The organism is Streptomyces griseus (assembly GCF_900460065.1).
In the GTDB taxonomy this organism is placed as follows: Bacteria; Actinomycetota; Actinomycetes; order Streptomycetales; family Streptomycetaceae; genus Streptomyces; species Streptomyces griseus.
The window spans coordinates 184,159-206,008 of sequence record NZ_UAVD01000052.1; the positions used below are offsets into that span (position 1 = coordinate 184,159).

The following is a 21,850-nucleotide window of genomic DNA, read 5'->3' on the forward strand; positions in this document are numbered from 1 at the left end:
ACCGAGCCGGATCCATCACCTCACCGGGGATGGGGGCTGCTGGGCAGTTGGGCCAGGGCGAGGGGCAGGGTGCTCTGGGTGTTGAAGAGTTCTTCGACGCCGGTCCGGTGCAGGCGGCGGGCGAAGGAACCGGTGGCGGGGTTGACCAGGACGAGACCGCGGAGGGAGGCGTGAGCCTGGACGAGGATGCCGAGAAGGACTTCGTCCCCGAAGTCCAGGCCGGTGAGGTCGACCACGAGCGGACGCTCCGTCGCCGCGGCGGCGTGGAATGCGTGCTCCAGCGCAGGTGTGTTCCATGCTCCGGTGCTGCCGAGCAGAGCCAGGACGCAGGCGTTCGGACGGGTGTACTCGGTGATCCTGACCAGCAGATCGTCGAGTCGGCGTTCCTGCATGTCATGTGCCTTCTGTCCGATGTAGCGCTTTTCATGTGTTTTTTGCGCCGGAAATAGGCACGGATGCCGCTCGCCCGTTCAGGGATCAGGGTCTTGGGGGCACTCGCAGGGAGAGGAGGGCGGTGTCGTCGCTGGCCCATCCGCCGTGGTGACCGGCCAGAACCTCGGCGATGTGCGCGTTGGTGTCCGCCGCGTCCATGCCGCGGGTATCGGCGAGGGCTTCGGCGAGGGCCTCCTCGTCGAAGATCGGCCGGTGCGGAAGGGGCTTGCTGGGGTCGGGGCGGGCCTCGCAGGCACCGTCGGTGTAGAGAAACAGCAGGTCACCCGGTGCAAGGCGGAAGCGGACATCGGACAGGGAGACGGTGGGCATCACCCCGAGCAGCGTGCCGGGCAGGCCGGTCTGCTGGACGCGGCCGTCGGCCCGGCGGATGAGTGCGGGGGGATGGCCGGCCAGACAGAGCCGCCCGGCCGCCCCGGCAGGGGTCGTACGGAAGGTCGCCTGGACGGCGGTGAGGAACCGCGGCGCGCGCTGGGCGCGCATGGCGCTGTTGAGCCGGTCCAGGACCTCGGCGGGCGAGAGGTGGTCACCGGCGTCGGCGCGCAGGGTGTAGCGGGCCAGGGCGGTCACCTTCGCCGCTTCGAGCCCCTTGCCACAGACGTCTCCCATCACGGCGGTCCACCACGGCCCGCGGGCGTTGAAGAGGTCGTAGAAGTCACCCACGACCTCGACATCCCCGGTGGCAGCCAGGTAGCGGGCCGAGGCATCCATCCCCGGTACCGGACGCAGGACCGGGGGCAAGAGGCTTTCCTGAAGGCTGCGGGCCAGATCCTGTGAGACCGACAGCGCCGCGTTGGCAGTGGCCAGGGCGCTCTGCGCGGTGCTCAGCGAGATCCGCAGGTTGATCTCGTTGGACACCGCCCGGGCCAGAGTGGCGAGCGTCTCCAGCTCCTGCGGCTTCCACTGGCGGGGGTTCGCGTCGATGACGCACATGGTCCCGATGGCGTGCCCGTCGGTGGTGACGATCGGGAACCCCGCCCAGGATCCGACCCCCCACGGCCCGATGCCCTGATGCCCCGCCGTACGGGGGTCCTTCGCCGCGTCCTCCACGATGAACGGGCCGTTCGCCCCGACGGCGAAGTAGCAGAAGCTCTCCCCCACCCCGTTCTGCCACTGCTCCGACCCACCGTACGGCAGGTGTGGCACCGATTTCCAATAGGTCCGGGCCCCTCCCACGAACGTGATCGCGGAGATCGCCGCACCAGTGACCGACACCGCCAGCCTGGTCAGGTCGTCGAACACCTGCTCCGGAGCGCTGCCGACCATGCCACTGGCCTCCAGTGAGGCCAGCCGCGCGGGGTCGGACAACACCGCCGGCAGCCCGTCATCCCGCACCCCCTCGGGATACTCCACCCCACCCAACAACCCGCCCTCTTTCCTCGGCTCCCCGCAGGAGCCCGCGAGCCACCCAACCACAGCCTGGACGGCGCCGTCACAAACAGACGCGCCCAGTAGATCACCGCGGACGTCAACGCGAGCCTGCGATCGCCGGGCCGGCAGAACACCCCTTCTCAAGCGGTCCAGAACAATATTTGATCACCAGCGTTGTTGACATGGGCTGGGCTTGATCATGGCGGAGGCCTCCGGTGTGGCGGAGCTGTCCAACGAGCTCGTCAAGAGGAGTTTGCAGCGAGTGCTCCTACGGGCCCGAGGTCGATGATCTCCGCCATCAGTTCATCAGTCAGGTCACGACGCAGCCGCGCCAACGCGTGTAGGGGCGAGCAATGCTCATGCCCTGTGGATCGGCCTCGGGGACGGACGCGAAGGGCGTACCTTCCCGAGTGATCGACTTCTGGTAGTCGAGTAGGCCGACGTTGCACGGTCGGTCGGGAAGGCGCGACAGTCCTCAGCGTCGGGAGCGCCGATGAACCGACCGAGACCGGCTCACCTGATCGGCGGCATCGTCAGGAAGGGTGCGCGGCGGATGCCGGCCGCCGCACTGGAGGCCGACGCCAACCCTTGAATAGCCCCATTGGCGGACCACGCGGCCGATTGGGACCAGCCACTACCGCGCGGCGTGGAGGACGGTTGTCGATTCGTATGCGGACACCGGTTTCAGAAATGGTACTTCCAGAACTTTGTCGACACCGCCAACCCGGCATGTTGGAGGGCTGCCTAAAAGGGGCAGGACATGCTCGGCGTGCCCCTCTGTTCCGTTCCATCCGCGGCCACGACCACACCGTGGGCGAGGTCGAAGAACTGCGTGCCCGGGCGGACCAGCGACGCCTTGGAATCGGCCGGATCCTGCTGGAAGGGCTGCGAAGCCTTCGCGAGCAGGGTGCAACGACTGCCAGGTTGTACACGGGCACGGCGAATCCGCACCGACCCTACGACCTTTACGGGAGCGTGGAGTTCCGGAGACAGAACGAGTACGTCCGCTACCGCAAGCCGCTCGCTTGACCGAACGGTCATTGGGCTGTCCGGTCGATCCACAGAATGGGACAATTCCTCTCTGCAGGCTGGAATCGTAGCGGTTCTGACGGGCCGTGGTTCGAACACACAGGCTCGCCGTCAGAGAGCAGGGCGACGACCAGGGCGCCTGCGGCCACTGCTCGCTCTCCGTCGGAGGCATCCAGGGCGCCCGCAGGCCCGGGGCCGCGGCTGAGTACGCTCCGGACCATGGCTACGCGTTCCTCCACTGCTGCTTCGGCCCGACTCCGGGGCAAGTCGGGCCGGCGGTGACGGCCGCCAGGTCGCGATCGAGTCAGCCGTCCACCTTCGCGTTGCTCGGTCTGTCGAGGCAGGAGCTCCTCTCGATCTCGTCGTCGGTGGGCCTGGCCTCGTCGCGGTCCTTCTTGGGCACGAGGGGCAGATTGATCTGGAAGTCCCGGTCCCAGTCGTTGCTCTGTGCGTAGTCCATGAGGGCCTGCTGGAGCTTCTTGCAGTCTTCGCGGTGGCCCTTGGCCATGGCGATGCCGTAGTCGTTGAAGGGGCCGAACGTCAGGGCGTGCGCGACGGTGATGCTGGGATCATCTTTCATGAACCCGTAGAGGATCAGTTGGTCGGTGGAGAGAGCATCGACTCTCTTTTCCTTCAGTGCCTTGACGCATTCCTGGGCGTCTGTCATGTCGACGGTACGGATCAGGCTGTACGCCGGCTTCTTCAGCTCCGCCGCGGAGGTGGTGCCTTCCCAGACGCAGATGAGCCGTCCGTTGAGGTCGCTGTGGTTCTTGTAGCGTTTGGCTTCTTCGGTCCGCACGAGAACGCCCTGCCGGGTGGACGCGTAGGGGCCCACGAAGTCCAGCCCGTCGCCGCCTTCCGACGTCGGCTTCATCCTCTGTTCCGTGATCGAGTAGGTGGCCGCGACGAGCTGGACGTCGCCGTCGTGCAGGGCGCGGGCCCGGTTCTTGGACAGAACACCTTCGAAGTCCGAGGACTTGACCTTGACCCCCACCCTGTCGAGCACCTCCCGGGCGACCGTTATGTCGAACCCGTTGAACTCGCCGTCGTGGGGTGAGTAGCTCGTGCCCGGCTGATCGCCCTTGCTGCCGATCTCGATCTTGCCCTCGGCGAGCAGTGACGAGGGTTCCGAGGAGCAGCCGGCCAGGGCAGCTCCGGCAAGGGCCACCACGACGGCCCCGGTGCGGATGGTGCGGATGGTGCGGCGACGGTGACCTGTTTTGCCCATGAACGGTCCTCACGGTCGTTTCGGTTTTCAGTCGTTGTGCAGCGTTCCCCGGGCCTGCGCAAGACGCATGGAACAGCCTGTCTCCGGCCTGACGGCGACGTCGAAGTGAACCGCACCCTCGCGCCCGCCGAGGTCGAAGTCGACGGTCGACTGCGCGGGGACTTCCGTACTGTGCGGGGTGATGCCCGGAGTGACGGAGGTGATCGTCGCCGTGGTCCTGCCGACGCAGGTGGGCGTGTTCGGGTCGTCGTCCTTGATGGTCAGCGTCAAGCGCAGCTTGTCCCGTACGTAGCCGTCGGGCGGCGGTGTCATCATCACCGTGAGTGTGCCGCCGGTGTCGTCCACGGGCTGCGTGCCCCTGATGGTCATCTCGACGCCGATCTCGCCCGTACGGTCGACGTCCACCCAGGCGAGCGCGCCGCCACCGCTGCAGAGCGCGGCGGCACCGACGAGGACGGCCCGGATGGTTGTGCGCCGTTGTGTCTCGGCGACCTGCTGTGCGGCGTCGCGAATCTGCCCGGTACGGCCGACCGGGTACAGGGCGGCGGTGCCGGCGGCCAGCAGGCCGAGGGCCGCGAGGACGTAGAACCAGACGTACTGGTTCTGTGGACCGCCGGGCCACTGGGCGACGGCGAAGACGGCGAAGACGACGGTTGCGGCGATGACGAGACAGGCGGATACGGGGAGCCAGGCGACGTGCGTCAGCGTCCGCTTGAGCTCCCATTTGAACGTGGCGTTGTCACCGACCGAGCCGAACGAGGACGAACCGACGCCACTGGACGTGACGTTGGCGGCCTCGGAGCCTCTGTCAGCGCCGGGGCCGCCGGAGCTCACGCTCCGTCCCCGTGACGACTGCCGCCGCCGAAGTGGAAGGTGGCACCGTTCCCCACCGACCCGATAGCGGCGGAATTCGGGCCGGTTGCCGTGACGTGGTACGTACGGTGGGAGGTCGGGGCGGCTGCCATCAGTTCCGCCAGACGGGCCTCGTCCGGACGTCGGTCCCGCTGTTCGCCGAGCCACGCCGTCAGGGCTGCCGCCAGCCGCTGCCTGTCCTCGGTGGAAAGCGCGCCGAGCAGTTGGTCGGCGCGCTGTTCGCTGCGGCCCTCGGGCAGAGCGATCGGGGTGTCCTCGCCGCTGTCGCGACGGAAGATCCTGCGAAAGTAGCCCTGGCCTGCGTCGATCGAACCGTCCGTGAGCCGCTGTGCAGCACTCGCCACCATAGCGGCGCCCAAGACCTCGGCCGTCAGGGAGAAGTAGGTGGCGAGTTCAGCGGAGATTTCAGGAAGACCGGTCATGTGAGCCCCCGTTACCGATTCTGCAGTGCGCCGCTCCAACACCGTCAACGAGCTATGGTAAAGGGTTTCCAATGCTTCTGACAGTCTGCCAGCTGTGCTCTGTGGGGGGGCGCGGGTGAGGCCTGATCGGGTACGTTCGAGGCGGTCGGCGACAGGGAATTTCGCGGTAGCAGCCCCTGCGTGGCTGCGCCGCCGATCAGGACCAGCCTTTGTGTCGGGTGCCCGCCCAGTCAGGAAGAACAGCATGGGAGCCACCCGGCCTGACTTCTTCGGTGGAGCGTCACGCGCGCAGTGCCAGGGACTCTCCTTACGTGCCTTCAACGGCGGGGTGATCAAAGCCGGTGGCGTCTCCCGCCGGCTCGCCGCCACCCGGTCCCGAACCGAGGATCACGACACCGGCTGAGGTCCTTCGCTCGCGGACCCTCGCCCGTCCGTCGCTGGGCCGGGAGGCCAGGGTCAGAGGGCGATGAGTCCTGCCGCCGTCTCTCTGAAGCCGCAGGCATCGAAGTAGAACGATCGCAAGTGGTCTTCGAAGTCGACATGCAGCCATTCACACCCCGCAGCGCGGCATCCCTCAGCAGCTTGCTCGACCAGCGCCGCTCCCACCCCATTAGAGCGATTGCGCTGAGCTACGACCGTGTCCAGGACAAAAGCATGGACGCCGCCGTCCCAGGCGACGTTGACGAACCCAACCAAACGATCACCTTCCCAGGCGCAGACCCAGCCGAGGCTGTGACGCCGAAGCCTTGTACGCCAGTCCGTCTGTCCGACCGGATGATCGAACCCTTCCGCATGCAGCTTGTTCAGAGCTGAGTTGTCGACGTCGCCCCGCCACTCATACGTGATCATCATGATCCGAATCTAGCGACCATCAGAACCGGAATACGGGGCGGCCGACACACTCACCGTTCACTCACCGTTGCGGTCGAACCTGCCGCGCAAGGAGTGGTTGCCGACACAACCTGGAAAGCGCACTCCCAAGGCACACACCGTCTGAGAGGAGCACGTGAGGTCTGCGCTACGTCCGATTTCTCAGCACGAACTACTGATCGGCCCTGCGGGAGAAGTGCCCATCCGGCCACGGCGAGGTTGCGCATCCGGGCGATGCCGAGCATGGCGTGGTGGACGCTGACGCCTTTGAGGCGGCAGTCGGTGTGCTCCCCTTTCCAAGCCGGAAGTTCGCCCTGGCCACGTTTCCCGCGGTGCGGGATGATTGGTGCGCCACATCGTGATCATCACTCTGGCCGACCCGATGCCGAGTCAATCCCACAGTTACGCTGATCGGGGCAGTCCATCGTGCGCAAGACCCGGGGGAACCGTGAACCGACCACTGCTGTTCCTTGACGTTGACGGGCCGCTCAACCCTTACGCGGCCAAGCCGGAGAGACGTCCCGACGGCTACACCACACTCAGAGTCCCCCGGAACGACGAGCATCAGGACGACAGAAGGCTCACGTCTCGACGGCCCCTGCGGGTCTGGCTCAACCCGGAGCATGGACGATTCCTGCTCCAGCTCGGCTTCGAGCTGTGCTGGGCCACCACATGGATGGACGACGCCAACCGGTGGATCGCACCGGTCCTGGGCCTACCAGAACTTCCCTTTGTGGACTTCGGCGACGTCCTACTCCGGGAACGCCCTGATGGAGTCCACTGGAAGACCGGGCCGCTGGTGGACTACGCAGGCGGCCGTCCTTTCGCGTGGGTGGACGACGAGCAGAGTGAGCTGGATCAGACCTTCGTGGCCGCTCACCACCAAGGCGCCGGGCTCCTGCACCACGTCAACCCGCGGATCGGCCTACGGAAGAACGACTTCCACTTGCTCGCCGACTTCGCCCGGTCCCTGGACACCTCGCGAACCACCGGTTGAGCACCACGCCAACTCTTCCGGTTGCTCCGCAACTCGGAAGCGGCCGACCGGTGGGCCTGGCTCGTGATCTCCGCCTACGCCCAGCTCCGGCTCGCACGCCCGCCGGACACCGACCTCCGCAGGCTCGGGGAGAAACCGACCGAGCCGAACTGACTGACCCCGCCCGCGTCGCAAAGGGTTCAGGAACCGGCACGCGAAGACCGGCTCTCCAGCCGGCGCACCGAAACCTTCCCCCCCTGGCCCCGGCCGCCCGCTGGGCTCGAAGCACCGCGGCCCGCCACCCGCTGCGACATCGGACGAGTCCTCGCCACCGGCGAGGCATACGCCCGCCCCGCTCACCACAACGTCGGCGGCAAAACTCGCAGGACAGGCTGGCAAGCGACATCCGGGATCAGCACACTGAGCGCATGCGATACGAGGAGAAGGCGAAACTCGCCGCCGCGAGAGCCCTGGTCCCGGTGGCGCTCCTCGTCGCCTCACCAGTGCTGCTGATCGCCGGAGCGCCGGTCCGTCGCCGATATCTCCGCCACGTCCACCGGGATGGGGCCCCACCGATCCTGGACAAGCAGCAGGGCCGACTCAGTGTCCACTGGTTCGTGGTCACCAGCCCTCTTCTCGCGTGGTTCTGCTGGCCCACAGAGTCGCTCGCCCGACTCATCTCGCATCGAGGTTGAACGGCAAGCTTGGGCCGTGTGTCGCAAGTGGATCTTGGGCTGTGGATGATCACGGTTCCTGGGTCGCGGAGATCTCACGGACGAACGGTGGGTGGTGCTGGGGCCGTTGTTGCCATACCTGGGATCGTCTCCGCCCGCCGATCCCCACCCCGCCACCGGTCACCCGGAGGCAGAACGGAAGATCACCGACCGTGCCCATCCGGGCCTCTGCGTGCTCGACCGGAGAATGAGCGAACCTTTCGCGGCCTTGTGGCGTCGAAGGTACGGCAGGCCGCACGTAGCGGCAGTCGAGGAGGTCGGTTCATGGGCAGGCAGACGGCCAGTGGGACGGTGCGCGGATGGTTCGTGCGGTCCGTGAGTGCGCGGGCGACGCTCGCGGCGGCGGCCCTGTTCATGTCCGTATCCTGCGCCGGCGCGGGCGCCACGCAAGGTGGTTCAGGCAGTTCCTGCGCGGCCCTGCTCGATTACGAGGGCCGCACCTATCTGGGGCACGGGCTCCATCCCGACGACGAGGGCGACGGCGACGGTGTCAGGGCGGGCAGGCGGCTGGGCACGGGCTCCGTCCCCGGCTGTGATGACACTCCCAACGAGGGTGACCAGCAGGCGACTTCGAAGCCGGTAACCGTGTACGCGATTGAGGGTGTGGATCCCGTCCACGCGGTGACCCTGGACTATCCGACCGGCGGGACTCTCTACATCGAGCAGGCGTCGAAGAAGACCCTGCCGGAGCTTCGGAAACTGATCGAGGCCCAGGAATTGGACGACGCGGCCACCACGTGAGGAGGGTCCACGGCAGCCAGCGTGAAGCACCACTCGACCCTTCGCGACTGCCGACAGCGCGGCGATGGCCTCCACCACGCGGTCCAGGCCGTCGCCGACAGGCACGACCTCGCCCCCGCCGCGTGATCAGACCGGCATCTGCACCGTTCCTGGCTTGTCCGGACACGACTTTCTGCAACACGATTCAGTGAAGCGCTCGGCAGCGGCCCGCACCGTAGGTGAGCCGCCATGCATGGTCACCGATCGTTGGATGCCCGTCCCGGCGCGGTCTGCGCGTCGACTGCCGCGAGCACCATGTCAGCCAGTTCCCCGGCGGACTGTCCATCACCCGCGTCGATGCGATCCAGGCCCAGCCGGCCGACGGCCTCGATCATCAGTGCCTGGTAGCGCTCCGTGCGGGCCAGGAACTTGTCCATCAGGATCCGTTCCGCAGCTGTAGCCGTTTCGTAGCTGCCCGCGGCGTGAACGCGGGAACGTACCACGGAGTCGTCGGTGGAGAGCCACACGGCGGCCGTGTGCGGGACCTGGAGCCGCGCTACGCGCACGGGCCAGAGTGCCGACCCCTCAAGCACCAGGCCCGCACTGCCGCGGTCTTCGACCGCACGCGTGGTGATCAGTTCTTCGATGCGCGGCCAGAGCCGATCGTAGTGGTCCAACACAGACGTGATCAGATCGTTCACCGTAAGGGACCCGTAGTGCTCAGCGACGTGCGCCGGCACCTCCCCCTCCGAGGTTCTCCAGGGTCGCCCAGGGTGCCGGGCCAGCGCGTCGGTACTCAGGCACGCGAACCCGAGCCTTTCCGCAACCGCTTGGGCCACGGTCGACTTGCCGACATTCGACGTACCGCCGATCAGAACCACTCGCACATCACGCACACCGACAACCCTACTGATCCATCTGCGCCAGCGGTCGGCGGAGACACGTGACGCAACGGGCCGGCGGTACCCCCTGGCGGTCCACGAGCGCGCGACGTCCGGATCCGGGTCGCCCCGCGATCGAGCGGCCAAGGTCCGATGCGCTCTCCCCATCGACGAGTTCGGGCGTGCGGGACGCAAGTTACGGAGCTGTTGGCGCACACCCCGTCTGCGGCGCGCAGCGGCAGGTGCCCCTAGCCGTGGTCGCGCCGCGGCTCTCACTTCGGTCGTCTCGGTGAGGTCGACATACTTCGACGCAGATCGCAGACGCGCTCCGCCAGGTTCCGGTTCCATCGTGTCCGCCGAGTCGGCTTCGCGGGAAAGCCGTCATTCACGGTGATTGGTGATTGATACCATCAGGGGGGAACAAAGCCCAATACGGGAAGTGCCGCCGCACGTTCAGAGGCGAGTTCCTTTCGGTCGGATTCTCAACCGCCAACGCAGATCCGCGTTCCGTCCGGACGTTCCCATACAGGCTACAGACGCCCCCTATGCCGACTGCTTCTCCGCGACCCGACCAACGCCAGCGCGGAAGCATCCGAGGGAAACCCTGGACCTTTTCCGTGATAGAGTCTTGATGGTTTATCAGAACGACGCGATAAAAGGGGAATGCGTGAATACCGAGAAGCTTACGGCTCGACGTCTCACGGCTGAAGAGACTGCAGAATTGGGCCCCCAGGACAGCGTCTTCGTCCCGGCAAGCATGGACGGCGTATCCCCCGACTGCTACGCACCTGCCTTCCTCACGAAGCCGGGGAAGAGTTTCGAAGGTGGCTCCTTCATTGCACGGACGGCGTTCGGCGAGGAGGTGCACGTCCTTCCCGACAACGCCGAAGAAGGCGGGATCTGGATTGCGGACAAGGCAGGGGAGGCAATCGAGGTCCTCCAGAGCGCCGGCGTTCTCCTGAACCTGGCCCTCTTCGTTCCCGGCGGAAACAAGGAGTCCCTGGAATCTCTCTATTCCGCGGCCCGGGAAGCATTCGGCGCGGGGGTCGTCCAGCGCTGGAGCGAGGAAGTCGTCGAAGTGCCGGACGTCAAGGTCGACCTGTACGAGGAGCCGGCCCGGGGACGCAAGAACGCGAACAACCAGAATCGCGACCGCCGCGCCCTGGACATCTTTCCGACGCGCGTACGGTTCCTTGAGCCGAGCGAGGGCTGGAAGTTCGTCGTCGAACCGCACAAGGAGATCGTCGACGAGACGCCGACCATCTGACCTGGTGACAGGTTAGGCGGCAGTGCCATGGAAGCCCGTCAGCACGCTGGCGGGCTTCTCGGCGTTGAACGGGTGGCCCCTCCGGCTACCTCTCTCGGTCTCCCGGGCGTGCGACACCGCGTTCGAGACCGTCAAGCATCCACCGCGTTCGTCGCGGGCAGGCAGTCGCCGGCGGTGCCGCGTGGCGGCTACTTAGGGCTGCACGAAGACCGGCTGGACGGAGGCGCCGTTGGCGAGCATCGCCAACGCACCCCCTCCGCTCGGTAGCAGTCGCGACCGGGGATTGCCTCCCCTGCGAAACCAGTGGGATGCGGGAGCGCTCCCCAATCTGTCAAAGCGATAGCTCATGCAGCAGGAGGCAACAGACAGCCGCGGACGGCTGGTTCCGGGGTCGGCCGGACCGGCGCTCGACCCTGCCGACTGGCCTCGACGATCCACTCAACGCGCTCCGCACGACGGCTTGCCAGGGGCACGGCACGCTCTTACAGTCCGTAAGTATCAGCGTGTGGGAGCGCTCCCAGATTCTCCGCCAGGGCGCTTTTCATCCTGTGATCGTCCCGATCCGGTCGTCTCCCCCACAGAGAGGCCCCCGCATGCGAGCGGCACCTCACTCCCCCTGGCCTCCCACAGCCCGAGTCCGCGCGTCGTCGGCTCCGGCGGCTACGGCTACGAACGCACGCCCGGCACCACAGCCGTCGGCCGGAGCGACCCCTCGCCCCCGTCGGCGCCCCCGCGCCCGGTGGCACCACCCGCCGGGACTCCGTGCCCGACGGAGGCCACAGGAGACAAGCGCGGAACAGACCGAAGACCGACCCCGACCCAGGCACAGGAGACCTCATGGCCCGACGCAAGAAGCTTCTCACCTCGCTGGTGGCGGTGCTCGCGACGCTGCTCGGCGGAATCGGCCTGACCTTGATGGGTCAGGACAACGCTCAGGCGCACGGCGTCACGATGACGCCGGGATCGCGCACCTACCTCTGCATGCTGGACGCCAGGACCGGCACCGGCGCTCTGGACCCGACGAACCCGGCCTGCAAGGCCGCGCTCGACGAGAGCGGTGCGAACGCGCTGTACAACTGGTTCGCCGTACTCGACTCCAACGCCGGCGGACGGGGGGCTGGTTACGTGCCGGACGGAACGCTGTGCAGCGCCGGTGACCGGTCGCCGTACGACTTCACGGGCTACAACGCCCCGCGCTCCGACTGGCCCCGGACGCATCTGACGGCCGGGAAGACCATCCAGGTCAAGCACAGCAACTGGGCAGCGCACCCGGGCTCCTTCCGGGTGTACCTGTCCAAGCCCGGCTACTCGCCCAGCACCGAGCTGGGCTGGGACGATCTGGAGCTGATCGAGACCGTCACCGACCCGCCGCAGTCCGGCGGTCCGGGCACCGACGGCGGCCACTACTACTGGAACCTGGACCTTCCCTCCGGCCGCTCGGGGGACGCCGTCATGTTCATCCAGTGGGTGCGTTCGGACAGCCAGGAGAACTTCTTCTCCTGCTCCGACATCGTCTTCGACGGCGGCAACGGTGAGGTGACCGGCATCCGGGGCTCGGGCGGCACGCCGAACCCAACGCCCACGCCGACCCCCACCCCCACCGACCCGCACTCCGGGTGCATGGCCGTCTACAGCGTGGCCAACTCCTGGAGCGGCGGCTTCCAGGGCTCCGTCGAGGTCATGAACCACGGCACGACGGCGCGCGAGGGCTGGGCCGTGCGGTGGAAGCCCGGCGTCGGCGTCACCGTCGGCAACACGTGGAACGGTGCTCTGACCACGGGGCCCGACGGCACTGTCACGGTCAGGAACCTCGCCCACAACCGCACCATCGCACCGGAGGGCAGCGTCACCTTCGGGTTCACCGCCACATCGACCGGAAACGACTTCCCGGTCGGCTCGATCGGCTGCGTAACCCCGTAGCCGGTTACGTAGTCGTTTACGTGGTCCGCATGGTCGGTCCGCACGTGTGACCCGCCCGTGGCGCGGGCGTGAGCAGTGCCGGTCCCCTGTTCGTGGTGACCGGCACTGCCGCCTGTCCCGCCCGGTCCCCCGGCGGCATCGGTGGTGATCGGCTGACCGGATACGCGGCGCGGTAGCACGGCAGATCGTGGCGGTCCGGTACGGAGGCGATCGGTCGTCAGAAGGGGCGTTTCGTGTCGCCCCTCTCATCCCGCTCCGCACAACAGGTCGCAGGTGGGCGGCGGTTGGGCGGTCTCCGCACCGGTGCCGCAGCGGTGGTCCGTGATCTTTCAGGGGTTGTCGGCGGCCGGTGGCACTGAGATCGTTGGGGCCGGGCCGATGTGGCGGCGCGCCGGTGGCGGCGTGAGCCGCGGACGCCGAGCGCGTTCCCCCATCCTAGGGGCGAACGTCACCGGCCGGAAAGGGAGACGAACGCGATGGCGACCAGCAACTCGGGCGACCTGTGGGTGCGCCGCTACCACCCCGCACCCCAGGCGCCGGTCCGCCTGCTCTGCCTGCCGCACGCGGGAGGCTCCGCGAGCTACTTCCACCCGGTCTCCCAACGTCTCACCCCGCATGTCGAGACCCTGGCCGTGCAGTACCCGGGCAGGCAGGACCGCAGGCACGAGCCGTGCCTGGAGACGGTGCGCGAACTGGCCGACCGGATCGTCGAGGTCATCGGCCCGTGGCAGGACAAGCCGCTGGCGCTGTTCGGACACAGTCTGGGCGCCTCGGTCGCCTTCGAGGTGGCTCTGCGCATGGAGGCCCGGGGGAACCTGCCCGCCGCGCTCATCGCGTCCGGGCGGCGCGCGCCGAGCGCGCTCCGGGACGAACGCGTCCATCTGCGCGACGACGACGGCCTGTTGGAGGAGATCAGACGTCTGGACGGCACCCAGTCCCAACTGCTCGAGGACGACGAGATCAAGCGGATGGTCATGCCCTCGATCCGTGCCGACTACAAAGCCGCTGAAACCTACCGCTACGAGCCCGGCCCGCCGCTGTCGACGCCCGTCTACGCCCTGACCGGAGACGCCGACCCCAAGGCCACGACCGACGAGGTACGCGCATGGGCCGACCACACCACCGGGCCGTTCGAGATGACGGTCTACCCCGGCGGCCACTTCTACCTCAACGCCCACTCCACAGCGGTGACCGACAAGATCGCCGCCTGGCTGGCGCCCGCCACCGCCGCCGGACGCTGACCCCCGGGGCCGTCTCCCGCCCGGTGGGCCCTGGAACCGGGCCCACCACCGTGGAGTGATGCTGTCGTGTCCCTTTCCCCGTCCGTCTCGTCCCGCGCAGGCGACGGCTGATCGAGTCGCCTGGCGCGTCCCGCGTTGCGGCAGCGGGCCGCGCTGACCCGCGGCCCGGATCGATCGTCCGTCCGGGCCGCGGCCCCGGCCCGCTGCTCCGCCTGCTGAAGGTCTCGCCGGCGCCCCATCAGATCCCGGTGGAACCGGGTGGACCGACGGAACCACGCAGCGTGTACGGACGTCTCCGCCCGGGACCCGGCCATCACCTTCGATCCACCGGGCGCGACTCCAGAACGGGAACAAGTGACGCACACGGCTGCAGAAGCCCCGCGCGATGAGAGACGGCGGCGGGCCGGTGGTCGCGGACGGCGCTGGGGGCTGTCGGCCTGCGGGGTCGCGCTCATCGCGCCCGCCGTCCTGCTCGTCGTCCGGCTGACAGGGCTCGACGCCGGAACACCGCTGGCGATGCCGATGGTCCTGTTCCCGTGGACGACCGTCATCGGTGTGCTGGTGCTGCTGCTGTTGGCCGCTGTTCCCGTACTGCGGTCCCGGTGGGCGCTGGTCGGCACCGCGGCCCTGGTGACCGCTCACGCGGTCCTGCTGGCCCCCCGGTTCCTGTCCGACGGCCCGCAGGTGGCGGAAGGCGCGGTGGAGCTGCGCGTGGCCACCATCAACACCAACGGAGGCGCCGCCGACGCCCGGGCGGTGGTGCGGCTGGTCCGGACGGAGCGGATCGATGTTCTGGCGGTGCAGCAGATGCCGCCGGGCGGGGTGGAGGCCCTCGACAGGGCGGGCCTGGGCGCCTTGCTGCCGCACCAGGAACTCCACCCGGAGTACGACTCCTCCGTCTACTCGCGGCTCCCGCTCGGCGAAGCCGGTACGACTCGGGCCGACACGGCCTGGCCCCAGACCGTCGCCGAGGTCGCGGTCGGCGGCCGTAGCGTGCGGTTCGTGGCGGTGCACACGTACTACCCCCTCGGGAGCCCGGAGCGGTGGACCCGGGACATGGCCGCGCTCACCTCGCTGGCACGGCGCGCGGGGCCGGACACCGTGTTCCTGGGTGACTTCAACGCCTCGCTCGACCACGCCCCGATGCGGGACCTGCTCGCGGCCGGCCTCACGGACACCCATGCCGAGCTCGGTCGTGGGTGGGCTCCCACGTGGCCCGTCGGCCTCATGCTCGTCCCACCCGTGGTCCAGTTGGATCACGTCCTGCACGGTTCCGGTCTGGCGGGGGTCTCGGTGGGCGAGCGGACTGTGCCGGGAACCGATCATCGAGCCGTCGTCGCGGTGCTCGCGCTTCTGCCGGAGAGGGCCGGGGAGCGGAGCCGGTAGAAGATTCTTCGGGGCTACCGGCCGGGTCCTCCCCGTCTTGTGGCGGGGCCGGATCGCCGAGAGCCGGTTCGCCTACGGCCCGGCCGGTGCGCTCGGACCGTTCGCCGCCCCCGGCCACCGGCCCGTGAGAAGCAAGGACGCGCATGCCGCACACGACGACGCCCGACCGGGTCGCCATCGCCTGTCACGTGCGGGGCGAGTTGGCCACTCCCCTGGTGCGGACGGGCCCGGGGAAGGCACGGCGTGCCCTGCTGGATTCGAGGAGTTCCGCGCCGTCGCGAGCCCGCTGGTCCTGGGCTTCCTGACCACCGTCGCTCGGCGGTCGGAACGGTCCTGACGCACGGTGGAGGCCCCTTGGGCGTGATCTTCAGGGGGTTCTGCGGCGGGAGGTGGCGACGGCAGTGGTGTTCGCGGCGACGATCACCGCGATGGCCAGCCAGGCGAGGGCGTCGAGCCGCTGCCCGAGAACGGCGAGGCCGACGAGGGCGGCGAAGACCGGGTTGACGCTCATGAACACTCCGAAGAAGTGCGCCGGGACACGGCGCAGCGCCATGAGGTCGGCGAGGAACGGCACCGCCGAGGAGAGCACCCCGGCGGCGAGGGCGCAGCCCAGCGCGGTGGGCGTGGGCGGGTGGTGCCGGAGCACCCAGACGCCGACGGGCAGGTAGAGCACGGCGGAGACGATCGCCGCTGCGGCCGAGCCCTCCAGGCCGGGCAGGCGGGCTCCGACGGTCCGGTTGAGCAGGATGTAACAGGCCCAGCAGGCCGCCGCCAGGAGGGCCAGGCCGATGCCCGGATAGTCGGTGGAGGGTGTGGGGCGCATGAGAACCGCCACCGCGCCCGCGGCTGCCCCGGCGGCGGCCAGGTCGAGGGGGCGGCGGGAGCCGGCCAGGGCGACGGTCAGCGGGCCTAGGAACTCCAGCGTGACGGCCAGCCCGAGGCCGATCCTGTCGATCGCCGTGTACAGGGAGAGGTTCATCCCGGCGAACACCAGGGCGAGGCCCAGGACGGGGCGCCACTGCGCGGCGGTGAAGTGTCGCAGCCGTGGCCTCGCGACCGCGCCGAGGACGACGGCGGCCACCCACTGGCGTACCGCCACGACTCCTGTGGGTCCGATCACCGGAAAGGCCAGCGCCGCGACGGAGGCGCCCGTCTGGTTGGAGAGGCCGCTGCCCAGCATCAGGGCCACACCGGCTCCGCGCCCCGCCCCCCTCGCTGGCGGCGGGCCGTCGGCTCCGGTCGGGAGGGGTGCTGAGGTCGGAGATGTGTCGGTCTGCATGCCACCGACGATGGGAGAGGCGTCGTCCCGCGCAAAATGCGTCCGCGCACGCGTCTATACGATGGGCGTATGGATGAGTCGGTGAGCACGGCGGGTGCGCTGGAGCTGAAGCAGCTCCGGTGTCTGGTCGCCATCGTGGACACCGGCAGTTTCACCGACGCCGGCCACGCGCTCGGCATGTCGCAGGCCGCCGTCTCCCGCACCCTCGCCGGCCTGGAGAGTCTCCTCGGGGTGCGGCTGCTGCTCCGCACCAGTCGCAGGGTCGCGCCCACCGCGGCGGGGGTCCGGGCGCTGGCCCGCGCCCGCATCGTGCTCGCCGGCACGGAGGAATTCGTCCGCGAGGCGACCACCGGGCACGCCCGGCTGCACATCGGTCACGCCTGGTCGGCGTTCGGGCGGCACACCACCGAGTTCCAGCGCCGTTGGCACGATCAACATCCCGGGACCGACCTGCGTCTCATCCGTCACAACACGCCCACCGGCGGTCTCGCCGAAGGGCTGTGCGACCTCGCCGTCATCCGTGCTCCGATCGACCTCGCGCCGTGGTCCCACGCCCGGATCGGTACCGAGGCCCGCTGCGTCGCCATGGCGTCCGACGACCCGTGGGCCCGCCGTCGCGGCGTGCGCCTGGACGAGATCCCGACCCGTGTCCTGGCCATCGACCGCCGCACGGGGACCACCGCTCTGGATCTGTGGCCGGAGCGGGACCGGCCGGAGGTCGAGTTCACCCAGGACATCGACGACTGGCTGGCGGCCATCGCCACCGGCCGCTGCGTGGGGCTCACGCCTCGGGCGACCGCCGCCCAGTACCGTCGCGACGGCATCACCTACCGTCCGCTCCGGGGTGCGGACCCGGTCACCGTCCACCTCATCTGGCGTGCCCACACCCCGCACCCCGCGACGGACACCGCGATCGCCCTCGCCGCCGCCCTCTACCGCGAGGACCGGCCCGTCGGACGCCCGCGAGGCTGACCCGCCACGGTGGGAGCGCTGACCGGGAGGGGGTCAGGAGTCCTCCGCCGCTCTCCTCCGGGGACCTTCCAGGAGATTCAGCTCAAGTGCCCTGACCACCGCGTGCGTACGGTCGGCGACGTCGAGTTTGGCGAAGACCCTCAGCAGGTGGGTCTTCACGGTCGCCTCCGCGATGACGAGCCGGCGGCCGATCTCCACGTTGGACAGCCCGTCGGCCACCGCGCCCAGCACATCCACCTCCCGCGGCGTCAGCGTCACCGGCGCCGGCCGTCGCATCCGGGCCACCAGCCGCGCCGCGACCCGGGGCGCCAGCACGGTCTCGCCCCGGGCCGCGGAGTGGACGGCTTCCACCAGTTGGTCGCGGGTGGCGTCCTTCAGCAGGTAGCCGATGGCGCCCGCCTCGACGGCCCGCTCGATCTCCGCGTCGGTCTCGTACGTGGTCAGGATCAGCACGCGGGTCCGGGAGGGTCCGGCGACGATCCGCGCGGTGGCGCTCGTCCCGTCCAGGACGGGCATCCGCAGATCCATCAGCACCACGTCGGGCTCCAGCCGTTCGGTGAGGGCGACTGCCGCCCGGCCGTCCTCGGCCTCGCCGACGATGTCGATGGTGGGTTCGTCGGCCAGCAGGGCGACGACTCCGGCACGCATCACCGTGTGGTCGTCCGCCACGAGGATCCGGAGCTTTCTCCGCGCTGTCGGCCCGCGTGTCATGCTCAGCCCTGTCCGTCGGTGGGAATCATGGCCAGGACGCGGGTGCCGTCGCCGACCGAGCTGGTGACGGTGAGCTCGCCGCCGAGCTCGGCCAGGCGTCCGCGCATGCCGTGCAGCCCGAAGCCGCGGGAGTCCGCCGTCACGAAGCCCGTGCCGTCGTCGGTGATCTCCAGTTCGATCCCGTACGGCTGAGCGGTGAGGACCACGTCCACGGTGGAGGCCGCCGCGTGCTTGCGGATGTTGGCGAGGGACTCCTGGGTGCAGCGCAGGAGAGCGATCCGGGTCCGCTGGTCGCAGGTGACGTCCGGCAGTTCGGAGGTGACGGGGGTTCCGGTGTCCTCGGTGAACCGCCGCAGGGTCCGTCGCAGGGTGTCGGCCACCGAGCCGGTGGCGGCGCCGCCCTGCGGGGCCGAGCCGACGAGGACGCGGGCCTCGGCGAGGTTCTCGCGCGCGGTGTTCTCGATCGCGAGCAGGTGTTTCCCGCTCGTGCCCGGGTCGGTGGCCAGACCGGATCTGGCGGCCTCGGCGAGCACGACGATGGACGCGAAGCCCTGGGCGAGGGTGTCGTGGATCTCGCGCGCGAGCCGTTCGCGCTCGTCCGCCGCGCCCTGGCGGTGGTGTGCCTCGACGAGCCGGAGCCGCGCTTCCTCCAGTTCGGCGCGCAGCCGGCGGGCCCGCTCGTCGGCGTCCTCCGTGATGTGGCGCACCCCCGAGCCGATGAGCACGCCTGCCGCGTACCCGATGAGCGTGAAGATCACGTTGCCGGTGAAGAACTCCCCGTCCCAGCCCTGTCGCACCACGTTGCCGGTGACGACGGCCGCGGCGGCGAGACCGCTCAGGGCGATCGCGGCACGCGCGCTCGCGGTGTAGATCCAGAAGTGCGGCAGGGTCACCACGAAGAGGGCCGCGCCGCCGTCGAGCAGGTACGACAGGGCCCCGAGGCCCACGACCTGCACGTACAGGTAGGGGCGGGGGCTCAGGACGGGGTTGCCGGGGAACAGCCCCACCGCGGCGTACGACAGGGCGAGGACGGCCAGCAGCCCCAGCACCGGCAGGCGCGTCGTCCCGGGTGCGTCGGCGACGGCGATGGCCGGCGGGACCACGCCCAGGAGCACCCAGAGGACGGCGTTCCACCGGTGCGGCGACGGTACGGTCGACGCGGTTTCGGGCAGGGGCCGTTGATTCACCGCGTCAGCCTACTTTCCGTCCGGGGTCCGGCGGCGGGCTCCGGACTCCGGCCGGGGCGGCGGGCCGGCCACCAGGCGCGCTCACCGAGGAGCAGCAGCACCGACGGCAGGACCAGGAGCCGGATGACCACGGCGTCCAGCAGGACGGCCACGGCCAGGCAGAATCCCATCTGCTTCATCTCGGTGAGGTGCAGGGCCACGAACGCGCCGAACACCGTCACCATGACGATGGCCGCGCTGGTCACCACCTTGGCCGAACGGTTGATGCCCTCCAGGACCGCGTCACGGGCGGACATGCCGTTCTGTCGGGCCTCCTGGATCCGGCTGACCACGAAGACCTGGTAGTCCATCGACAGGCCGAAGAGGATCACCACGAGGAACAGCGGAACCCTGGACGCGATCGCCCCGAGGGAGTCGAAGGCCAGCAGCCCCTCCGCCCACGTCCCTTGGAAGACCAGAACCAGCATGCCGAGCGAGGCGCCGGCGGAGAGCAGGTTCAGTACGACGCCGATCGCGCCGATCACCACGGAGCGGAAGGCCCACACGGTCATCAGGAAGGTCATCAGCAGGAGGGAGCCGAGGACCAGCGGCAGTCTGTCGCTCTCGTGGCTCACGTAGTCGCGGCCCCGCGCGACGTCGCCGCTCACCGCCGTCTCCACGCCGGGCAGTCGGCCGACGGTCGCGGGGATGTGGTCCTGGCGGAGGTGGGTGAGCGACGCGATCGCCTCGGCGGAGGGCGCGGGATGGGGCACGGGGAGTTCCAGCACGCTGACGCGGCCGTCGGCGGACGTACGGACCGTCGGCCCGGGCGCCGCCGGGTCCGTGGGGCTCGTGGCCCCCTCGGAGTCGTTCGCCTCGTATCCGTTCCTCGGCGGCTGGGCGAACAGGGGGTCCGCCTGCGCCCGGCGGCCGAGGTCCTCCAGGGCCCGCCTCACCTGTGCCGCCCGTTCCGGCGTGGAGCGGGTGACGACCTCATGGGTGACGAGGAGTTCGGGGAAGCTCTCGGTCAGCCGGTCGTAGACCCGCATGGCCGGGATGTCGCGGGAGAAGGTGTCCCTTCCGGGGTCGATCAGCTTCAGGCCGAGTGCGGGCACGGCCAGGCCGAGCATGACGAGGACGGACAGGCACAGGGTGAGGGCGGGGCGGGTCCGGGCGGGACGCAGCAGAGCGCCGAACACCCGTCCCGTCTCCGGCTTCTCGGCGCGGGGCGGTCTGCCGCTCCGGGCCCGGCGGGCGGCCCTGCGGGGCGCGAGGCGGTCGGCGCGGCGGCCGATGACGACCAGGAGTGCGGGGAGCACGGTGAGGGAGCTGGCCACCGCGACGGCCACCACGAGGACGGTGCCGGTCGCCAGTGAGGAGAAGATGACGTCCGTGGCCAGGTAGAGGGTGGCGGTGGAGACGATGACGGCGAGGCCAGAGACCACGATGGCCCGGCCGGCCGTCGCCGCAGCTAGCTCGACGCGCGCCTCCGGGCCCAGCCGCCCGCCCGCGCGCGCTTGTTCCTCCCGTTCGCGCTTCAGGTAGAAGAGGGTGTAGTCGACGCCGACCGCCAGGCCGATGAGCAGGATGAGGTTCGTCCCGACCCCCGCGTCGGGCATGAGGTGCGAGGCGGCCATGGAGAGTCCGATCGCCGCGGCGATCGAGGAGAGCGCCAGCAGCAGGGGCACACCCGCCATGATCACCGAGCCGAACACGACCAGCAGGGTGATGGCGGTGACGGGCAGGCTGACGCGTTCGGAGAGGGCGAGATCCTCGTCGCGCTGGTCGTTGACGCCCTTGCTGATGGCGGGGGATCCGGTCTCCTCCACCACCAGGTCCGGGTGGTCGGCGGCCACGGCCGCCGTCTGCTCCAGCAGCGGTACGACGTTCTTCTTCCCCTCCAGCTCGGGTCCGTTCAGGACCACCGAGACCAGCAGGACCTTCCCGTCCTTCGAGCGGACGGGAGCGGCCACGCTCTCCACCTCGGGCAGGTCCCGCATCCGCCGGGTCACGTCCCGGGCCGCCGCACCGGCCGCGGCCATGTCCAGCTCCCCCGCCCCGGCCCGGATCATGATCCGCTCGGTGGGGGACCTCTCCAGGCCTCCCTCGGTCGCCGTCGCCTCGGCGCGTCCCGCCTCGCCGACCCAGAAGTCTCTGGTGGTGGCCTCGTTGGTGCCCAGCGCGAGGCCGGCCGCAAGGCACAGGACGACGAACGTGAACCAGCCGGCGATCGCCCGCCCGGCGTGCCGGGCGCTCCATCGGGCCATCCGTACAGGTAGGTGTCTCATGCCGGAAATCCTGGCCGCGGGGGTGCGGCGTCCGACACGTCCTGCCGACTGAACTCCTTGTCCACC

The 21,850-nt window shown here is 69.5% G+C and carries 21 protein-coding genes and 3 pseudogenes; 11 read left to right on the forward strand and 13 right to left on the reverse strand.

Going from position 1 to position 21,850, the window contains the following annotated elements:
• Window positions 1-20 precede the first annotated feature (20 nt).
• Both DTB53_RS32900 and DTB53_RS32905 read right to left on the reverse strand, forming a co-directional pair.
• A complete protein-coding gene (locus DTB53_RS32900; RefSeq protein ID WP_012377592.1) occupies window positions 21-392 on the reverse strand; it encodes an STAS domain-containing protein in 372 nt (123 codons plus the stop codon).
• Between the two features lie 85 nt (window positions 393-477).
• Complete coding sequence (locus DTB53_RS32905) at window positions 478-1,815, reverse strand: SpoIIE family protein phosphatase (protein WP_042495308.1); 1,338 nt, start codon at window positions 1,813-1,815, stop codon at window positions 478-480.
• A 623-nt stretch (window positions 1,816-2,438) separates the two neighbouring features.
• Here DTB53_RS32905 and DTB53_RS37745 point away from each other — a divergent pair.
• Window positions 2,439-2,850: pseudogene (locus tag DTB53_RS37745) on the forward strand (GNAT family N-acetyltransferase); the annotation flags it as partial.
• Window positions 2,851-2,858: 8 nt separating this feature from the next.
• On the opposite strand, the gene DTB53_RS38170 reads toward DTB53_RS37745, so the two are convergent.
• The 6 genes and pseudogenes from DTB53_RS38170 to DTB53_RS32935 all read right to left on the reverse strand — a co-directional run.
• A complete protein-coding gene (locus DTB53_RS38170) occupies window positions 2,859-3,089 on the reverse strand; it encodes a DUF4259 domain-containing protein (protein WP_486985136.1) in 231 nt (76 codons plus the stop codon).
• Window positions 3,090-3,154: 65 nt separating this feature from the next.
• Window positions 3,155-4,078 carry a glutamate ABC transporter substrate-binding protein gene (locus DTB53_RS32915; protein WP_042495311.1) on the reverse strand — a complete coding sequence of 308 codons (924 nt, stop codon included), beginning with the start codon at window positions 4,076-4,078 and terminating at the stop codon, window positions 3,155-3,157.
• 27 nt (window positions 4,079-4,105) lie between these two features.
• Window positions 4,106-4,912, reverse strand: a complete 807-nt coding sequence (locus DTB53_RS32920; protein WP_012377595.1) for a hypothetical protein — start codon at window positions 4,910-4,912, stop codon at window positions 4,106-4,108.
• Window positions 4,909-5,415 carry a hypothetical protein gene (locus tag DTB53_RS32925; RefSeq protein WP_236586243.1) on the reverse strand — a complete coding sequence of 169 codons (507 nt, stop codon included), beginning with the start codon at window positions 5,413-5,415 and terminating at the stop codon, window positions 4,909-4,911. The genes DTB53_RS32920 and DTB53_RS32925 overlap by 4 nt, the downstream gene beginning before the upstream one ends.
• 414 nt (window positions 5,416-5,829) lie before the next feature.
• The gene (locus tag DTB53_RS32930) at window positions 5,830-6,225 is read right to left on the reverse strand and encodes a GNAT family N-acetyltransferase (RefSeq protein WP_012377597.1); all 396 of its coding nucleotides are present in this window, start codon (window positions 6,223-6,225) and stop codon (window positions 5,830-5,832) included.
• A 221-nt stretch (window positions 6,226-6,446) separates the two neighbouring features.
• Window positions 6,447-6,587 (reverse strand): annotated as a pseudogene (locus tag DTB53_RS32935) (IS5/IS1182 family transposase); the annotation flags it as partial.
• A gap of 104 nt (window positions 6,588-6,691) precedes the next feature.
• Here DTB53_RS32935 and DTB53_RS32940 point away from each other — a divergent pair.
• The 5 genes and pseudogenes from DTB53_RS32940 to DTB53_RS37755 form a co-directional block, all read left to right on the forward strand.
• Complete coding sequence (locus DTB53_RS32940; protein WP_042495320.1) at window positions 6,692-7,240, forward strand: hypothetical protein; 549 nt, start codon at window positions 6,692-6,694, stop codon at window positions 7,238-7,240.
• Window positions 7,241-7,261: 21 nt separating this feature from the next.
• Entirely contained in the window at window positions 7,262-7,393 is a 132-nt protein-coding gene (locus DTB53_RS37750) for a hypothetical protein (RefSeq protein WP_012377599.1), read from the forward strand.
• 254 nt (window positions 7,394-7,647) lie between these two features.
• Complete coding sequence (locus tag DTB53_RS32950; protein ID WP_075025128.1) at window positions 7,648-7,914, forward strand: hypothetical protein; 267 nt, start codon at window positions 7,648-7,650, stop codon at window positions 7,912-7,914.
• Window positions 7,915-8,217: 303 nt separating this feature from the next.
• A complete protein-coding gene (locus DTB53_RS32955; RefSeq protein WP_012377601.1) occupies window positions 8,218-8,694 on the forward strand; it encodes a DUF6281 family protein in 477 nt (158 codons plus the stop codon).
• 33 nt (window positions 8,695-8,727) lie between these two features.
• Window positions 8,728-8,820: pseudogene (locus tag DTB53_RS37755) on the forward strand (IS5/IS1182 family transposase); the annotation flags it as partial.
• A 110-nt stretch (window positions 8,821-8,930) separates the two neighbouring features.
• Here DTB53_RS37755 and DTB53_RS32965 read toward each other — a convergent pair.
• Window positions 8,931-9,554, reverse strand: a complete 624-nt coding sequence (locus tag DTB53_RS32965) for a P-loop NTPase family protein (RefSeq protein ID WP_042495323.1) — start codon at window positions 9,552-9,554, stop codon at window positions 8,931-8,933.
• A gap of 667 nt (window positions 9,555-10,221) precedes the next feature.
• On the opposite strand from DTB53_RS32965, the gene DTB53_RS32970 reads away from it, so the two are divergent.
• The 4 genes from DTB53_RS32970 (at window position 10,222) to DTB53_RS32985 (ending at window position 15,368) form a co-directional block, all read left to right on the forward strand.
• Window positions 10,222-10,821 carry a hypothetical protein gene (locus DTB53_RS32970; RefSeq protein WP_042497998.1) on the forward strand — a complete coding sequence of 200 codons (600 nt, stop codon included), beginning with the start codon at window positions 10,222-10,224 and terminating at the stop codon, window positions 10,819-10,821.
• A gap of 837 nt (window positions 10,822-11,658) precedes the next feature.
• Window positions 11,659-12,741, forward strand: a complete 1,083-nt coding sequence (locus DTB53_RS32975) for a lytic polysaccharide monooxygenase auxiliary activity family 9 protein (RefSeq protein ID WP_012377604.1) — start codon at window positions 11,659-11,661, stop codon at window positions 12,739-12,741.
• Window positions 12,742-13,217: 476 nt separating this feature from the next.
• Entirely contained in the window at window positions 13,218-13,982 is a 765-nt protein-coding gene (locus tag DTB53_RS32980; protein WP_012377605.1) for a thioesterase II family protein, read from the forward strand.
• 354 nt (window positions 13,983-14,336) lie between these two features.
• A complete protein-coding gene (locus tag DTB53_RS32985; protein ID WP_012377606.1) occupies window positions 14,337-15,368 on the forward strand; it encodes an endonuclease/exonuclease/phosphatase family protein in 1,032 nt (343 codons plus the stop codon).
• A 367-nt stretch (window positions 15,369-15,735) separates the two neighbouring features.
• Here DTB53_RS32985 and DTB53_RS32990 read toward each other — a convergent pair whose 3' ends face one another.
• Window positions 15,736-16,557 carry an EamA family transporter gene (locus DTB53_RS32990; RefSeq protein WP_042495326.1) on the reverse strand — a complete coding sequence of 274 codons (822 nt, stop codon included), beginning with the start codon at window positions 16,555-16,557 and terminating at the stop codon, window positions 15,736-15,738.
• Window positions 16,558-16,716: 159 nt separating this feature from the next.
• Between DTB53_RS32990 and DTB53_RS32995 the strand changes: the two genes are divergently transcribed.
• The gene (locus DTB53_RS32995; protein ID WP_012377608.1) at window positions 16,717-17,619 is read left to right on the forward strand and encodes a LysR family transcriptional regulator; all 903 of its coding nucleotides are present in this window, start codon (window positions 16,717-16,719) and stop codon (window positions 17,617-17,619) included.
• 33 nt (window positions 17,620-17,652) lie between these two features.
• Here DTB53_RS32995 and DTB53_RS33000 read toward each other — a convergent pair whose 3' ends face one another.
• From DTB53_RS33000 to DTB53_RS33010, 3 genes are read right to left on the reverse strand one after another with little or no spacing between them, the layout of a single operon-like run.
• Complete coding sequence (locus DTB53_RS33000; RefSeq protein WP_012377609.1) at window positions 17,653-18,330, reverse strand: response regulator; 678 nt, start codon at window positions 18,328-18,330, stop codon at window positions 17,653-17,655.
• Between the two features lie 2 nt (window positions 18,331-18,332).
• Complete coding sequence (locus DTB53_RS33005; RefSeq protein WP_012377610.1) at window positions 18,333-19,517, reverse strand: sensor histidine kinase; 1,185 nt, start codon at window positions 19,515-19,517, stop codon at window positions 18,333-18,335.
• Window positions 19,514-21,784 (reverse strand): MMPL family transporter, encoded by a 2,271-nt coding sequence (locus DTB53_RS33010; RefSeq protein WP_012377611.1) that lies wholly within the window; start codon window positions 21,782-21,784, stop codon window positions 19,514-19,516. The genes DTB53_RS33005 and DTB53_RS33010 overlap by 4 nt, the downstream gene beginning before the upstream one ends.
• Window positions 21,785-21,850 lie beyond the last annotated feature (66 nt).

Excerpts from the sequence above, each read along its gene's own strand:
- DTB53_RS32900 (WP_012377592.1), bottom strand. The coding sequence starts at position 392 with ATGCAGGAACGCCGACTCGACGATCTGCTGGTCAGGATCACCGAGTAC.
- DTB53_RS32915 (WP_042495311.1), bottom strand. The coding sequence starts at position 4,078 with ATGGGCAAAACAGGTCACCGTCGCCGCACCATCCGCACCATCCGCACC.
- DTB53_RS32930 (WP_012377597.1), bottom strand. The coding sequence starts at position 6,225 with ATGATGATCACGTATGAGTGGCGGGGCGACGTCGACAACTCAGCTCTG.
- DTB53_RS32950 (WP_075025128.1), top strand. The coding sequence starts at position 7,648 with ATGCGATACGAGGAGAAGGCGAAACTCGCCGCCGCGAGAGCCCTGGTC.
- DTB53_RS32955 (WP_012377601.1), top strand. The coding sequence starts at position 8,218 with ATGGGCAGGCAGACGGCCAGTGGGACGGTGCGCGGATGGTTCGTGCGG.
- DTB53_RS32975 (WP_012377604.1), top strand. The coding sequence starts at position 11,659 with ATGGCCCGACGCAAGAAGCTTCTCACCTCGCTGGTGGCGGTGCTCGCG.
- DTB53_RS32980 (WP_012377605.1), top strand. The coding sequence starts at position 13,218 with ATGGCGACCAGCAACTCGGGCGACCTGTGGGTGCGCCGCTACCACCCC.
- DTB53_RS32995 (WP_012377608.1), top strand. The coding sequence starts at position 16,717 with ATGGATGAGTCGGTGAGCACGGCGGGTGCGCTGGAGCTGAAGCAGCTC.
- DTB53_RS33000 (WP_012377609.1), bottom strand. The coding sequence starts at position 18,330 with ATGACACGCGGGCCGACAGCGCGGAGAAAGCTCCGGATCCTCGTGGCG.
- DTB53_RS33010 (WP_012377611.1), bottom strand. The coding sequence starts at position 21,784 with ATGAGACACCTACCTGTACGGATGGCCCGATGGAGCGCCCGGCACGCC.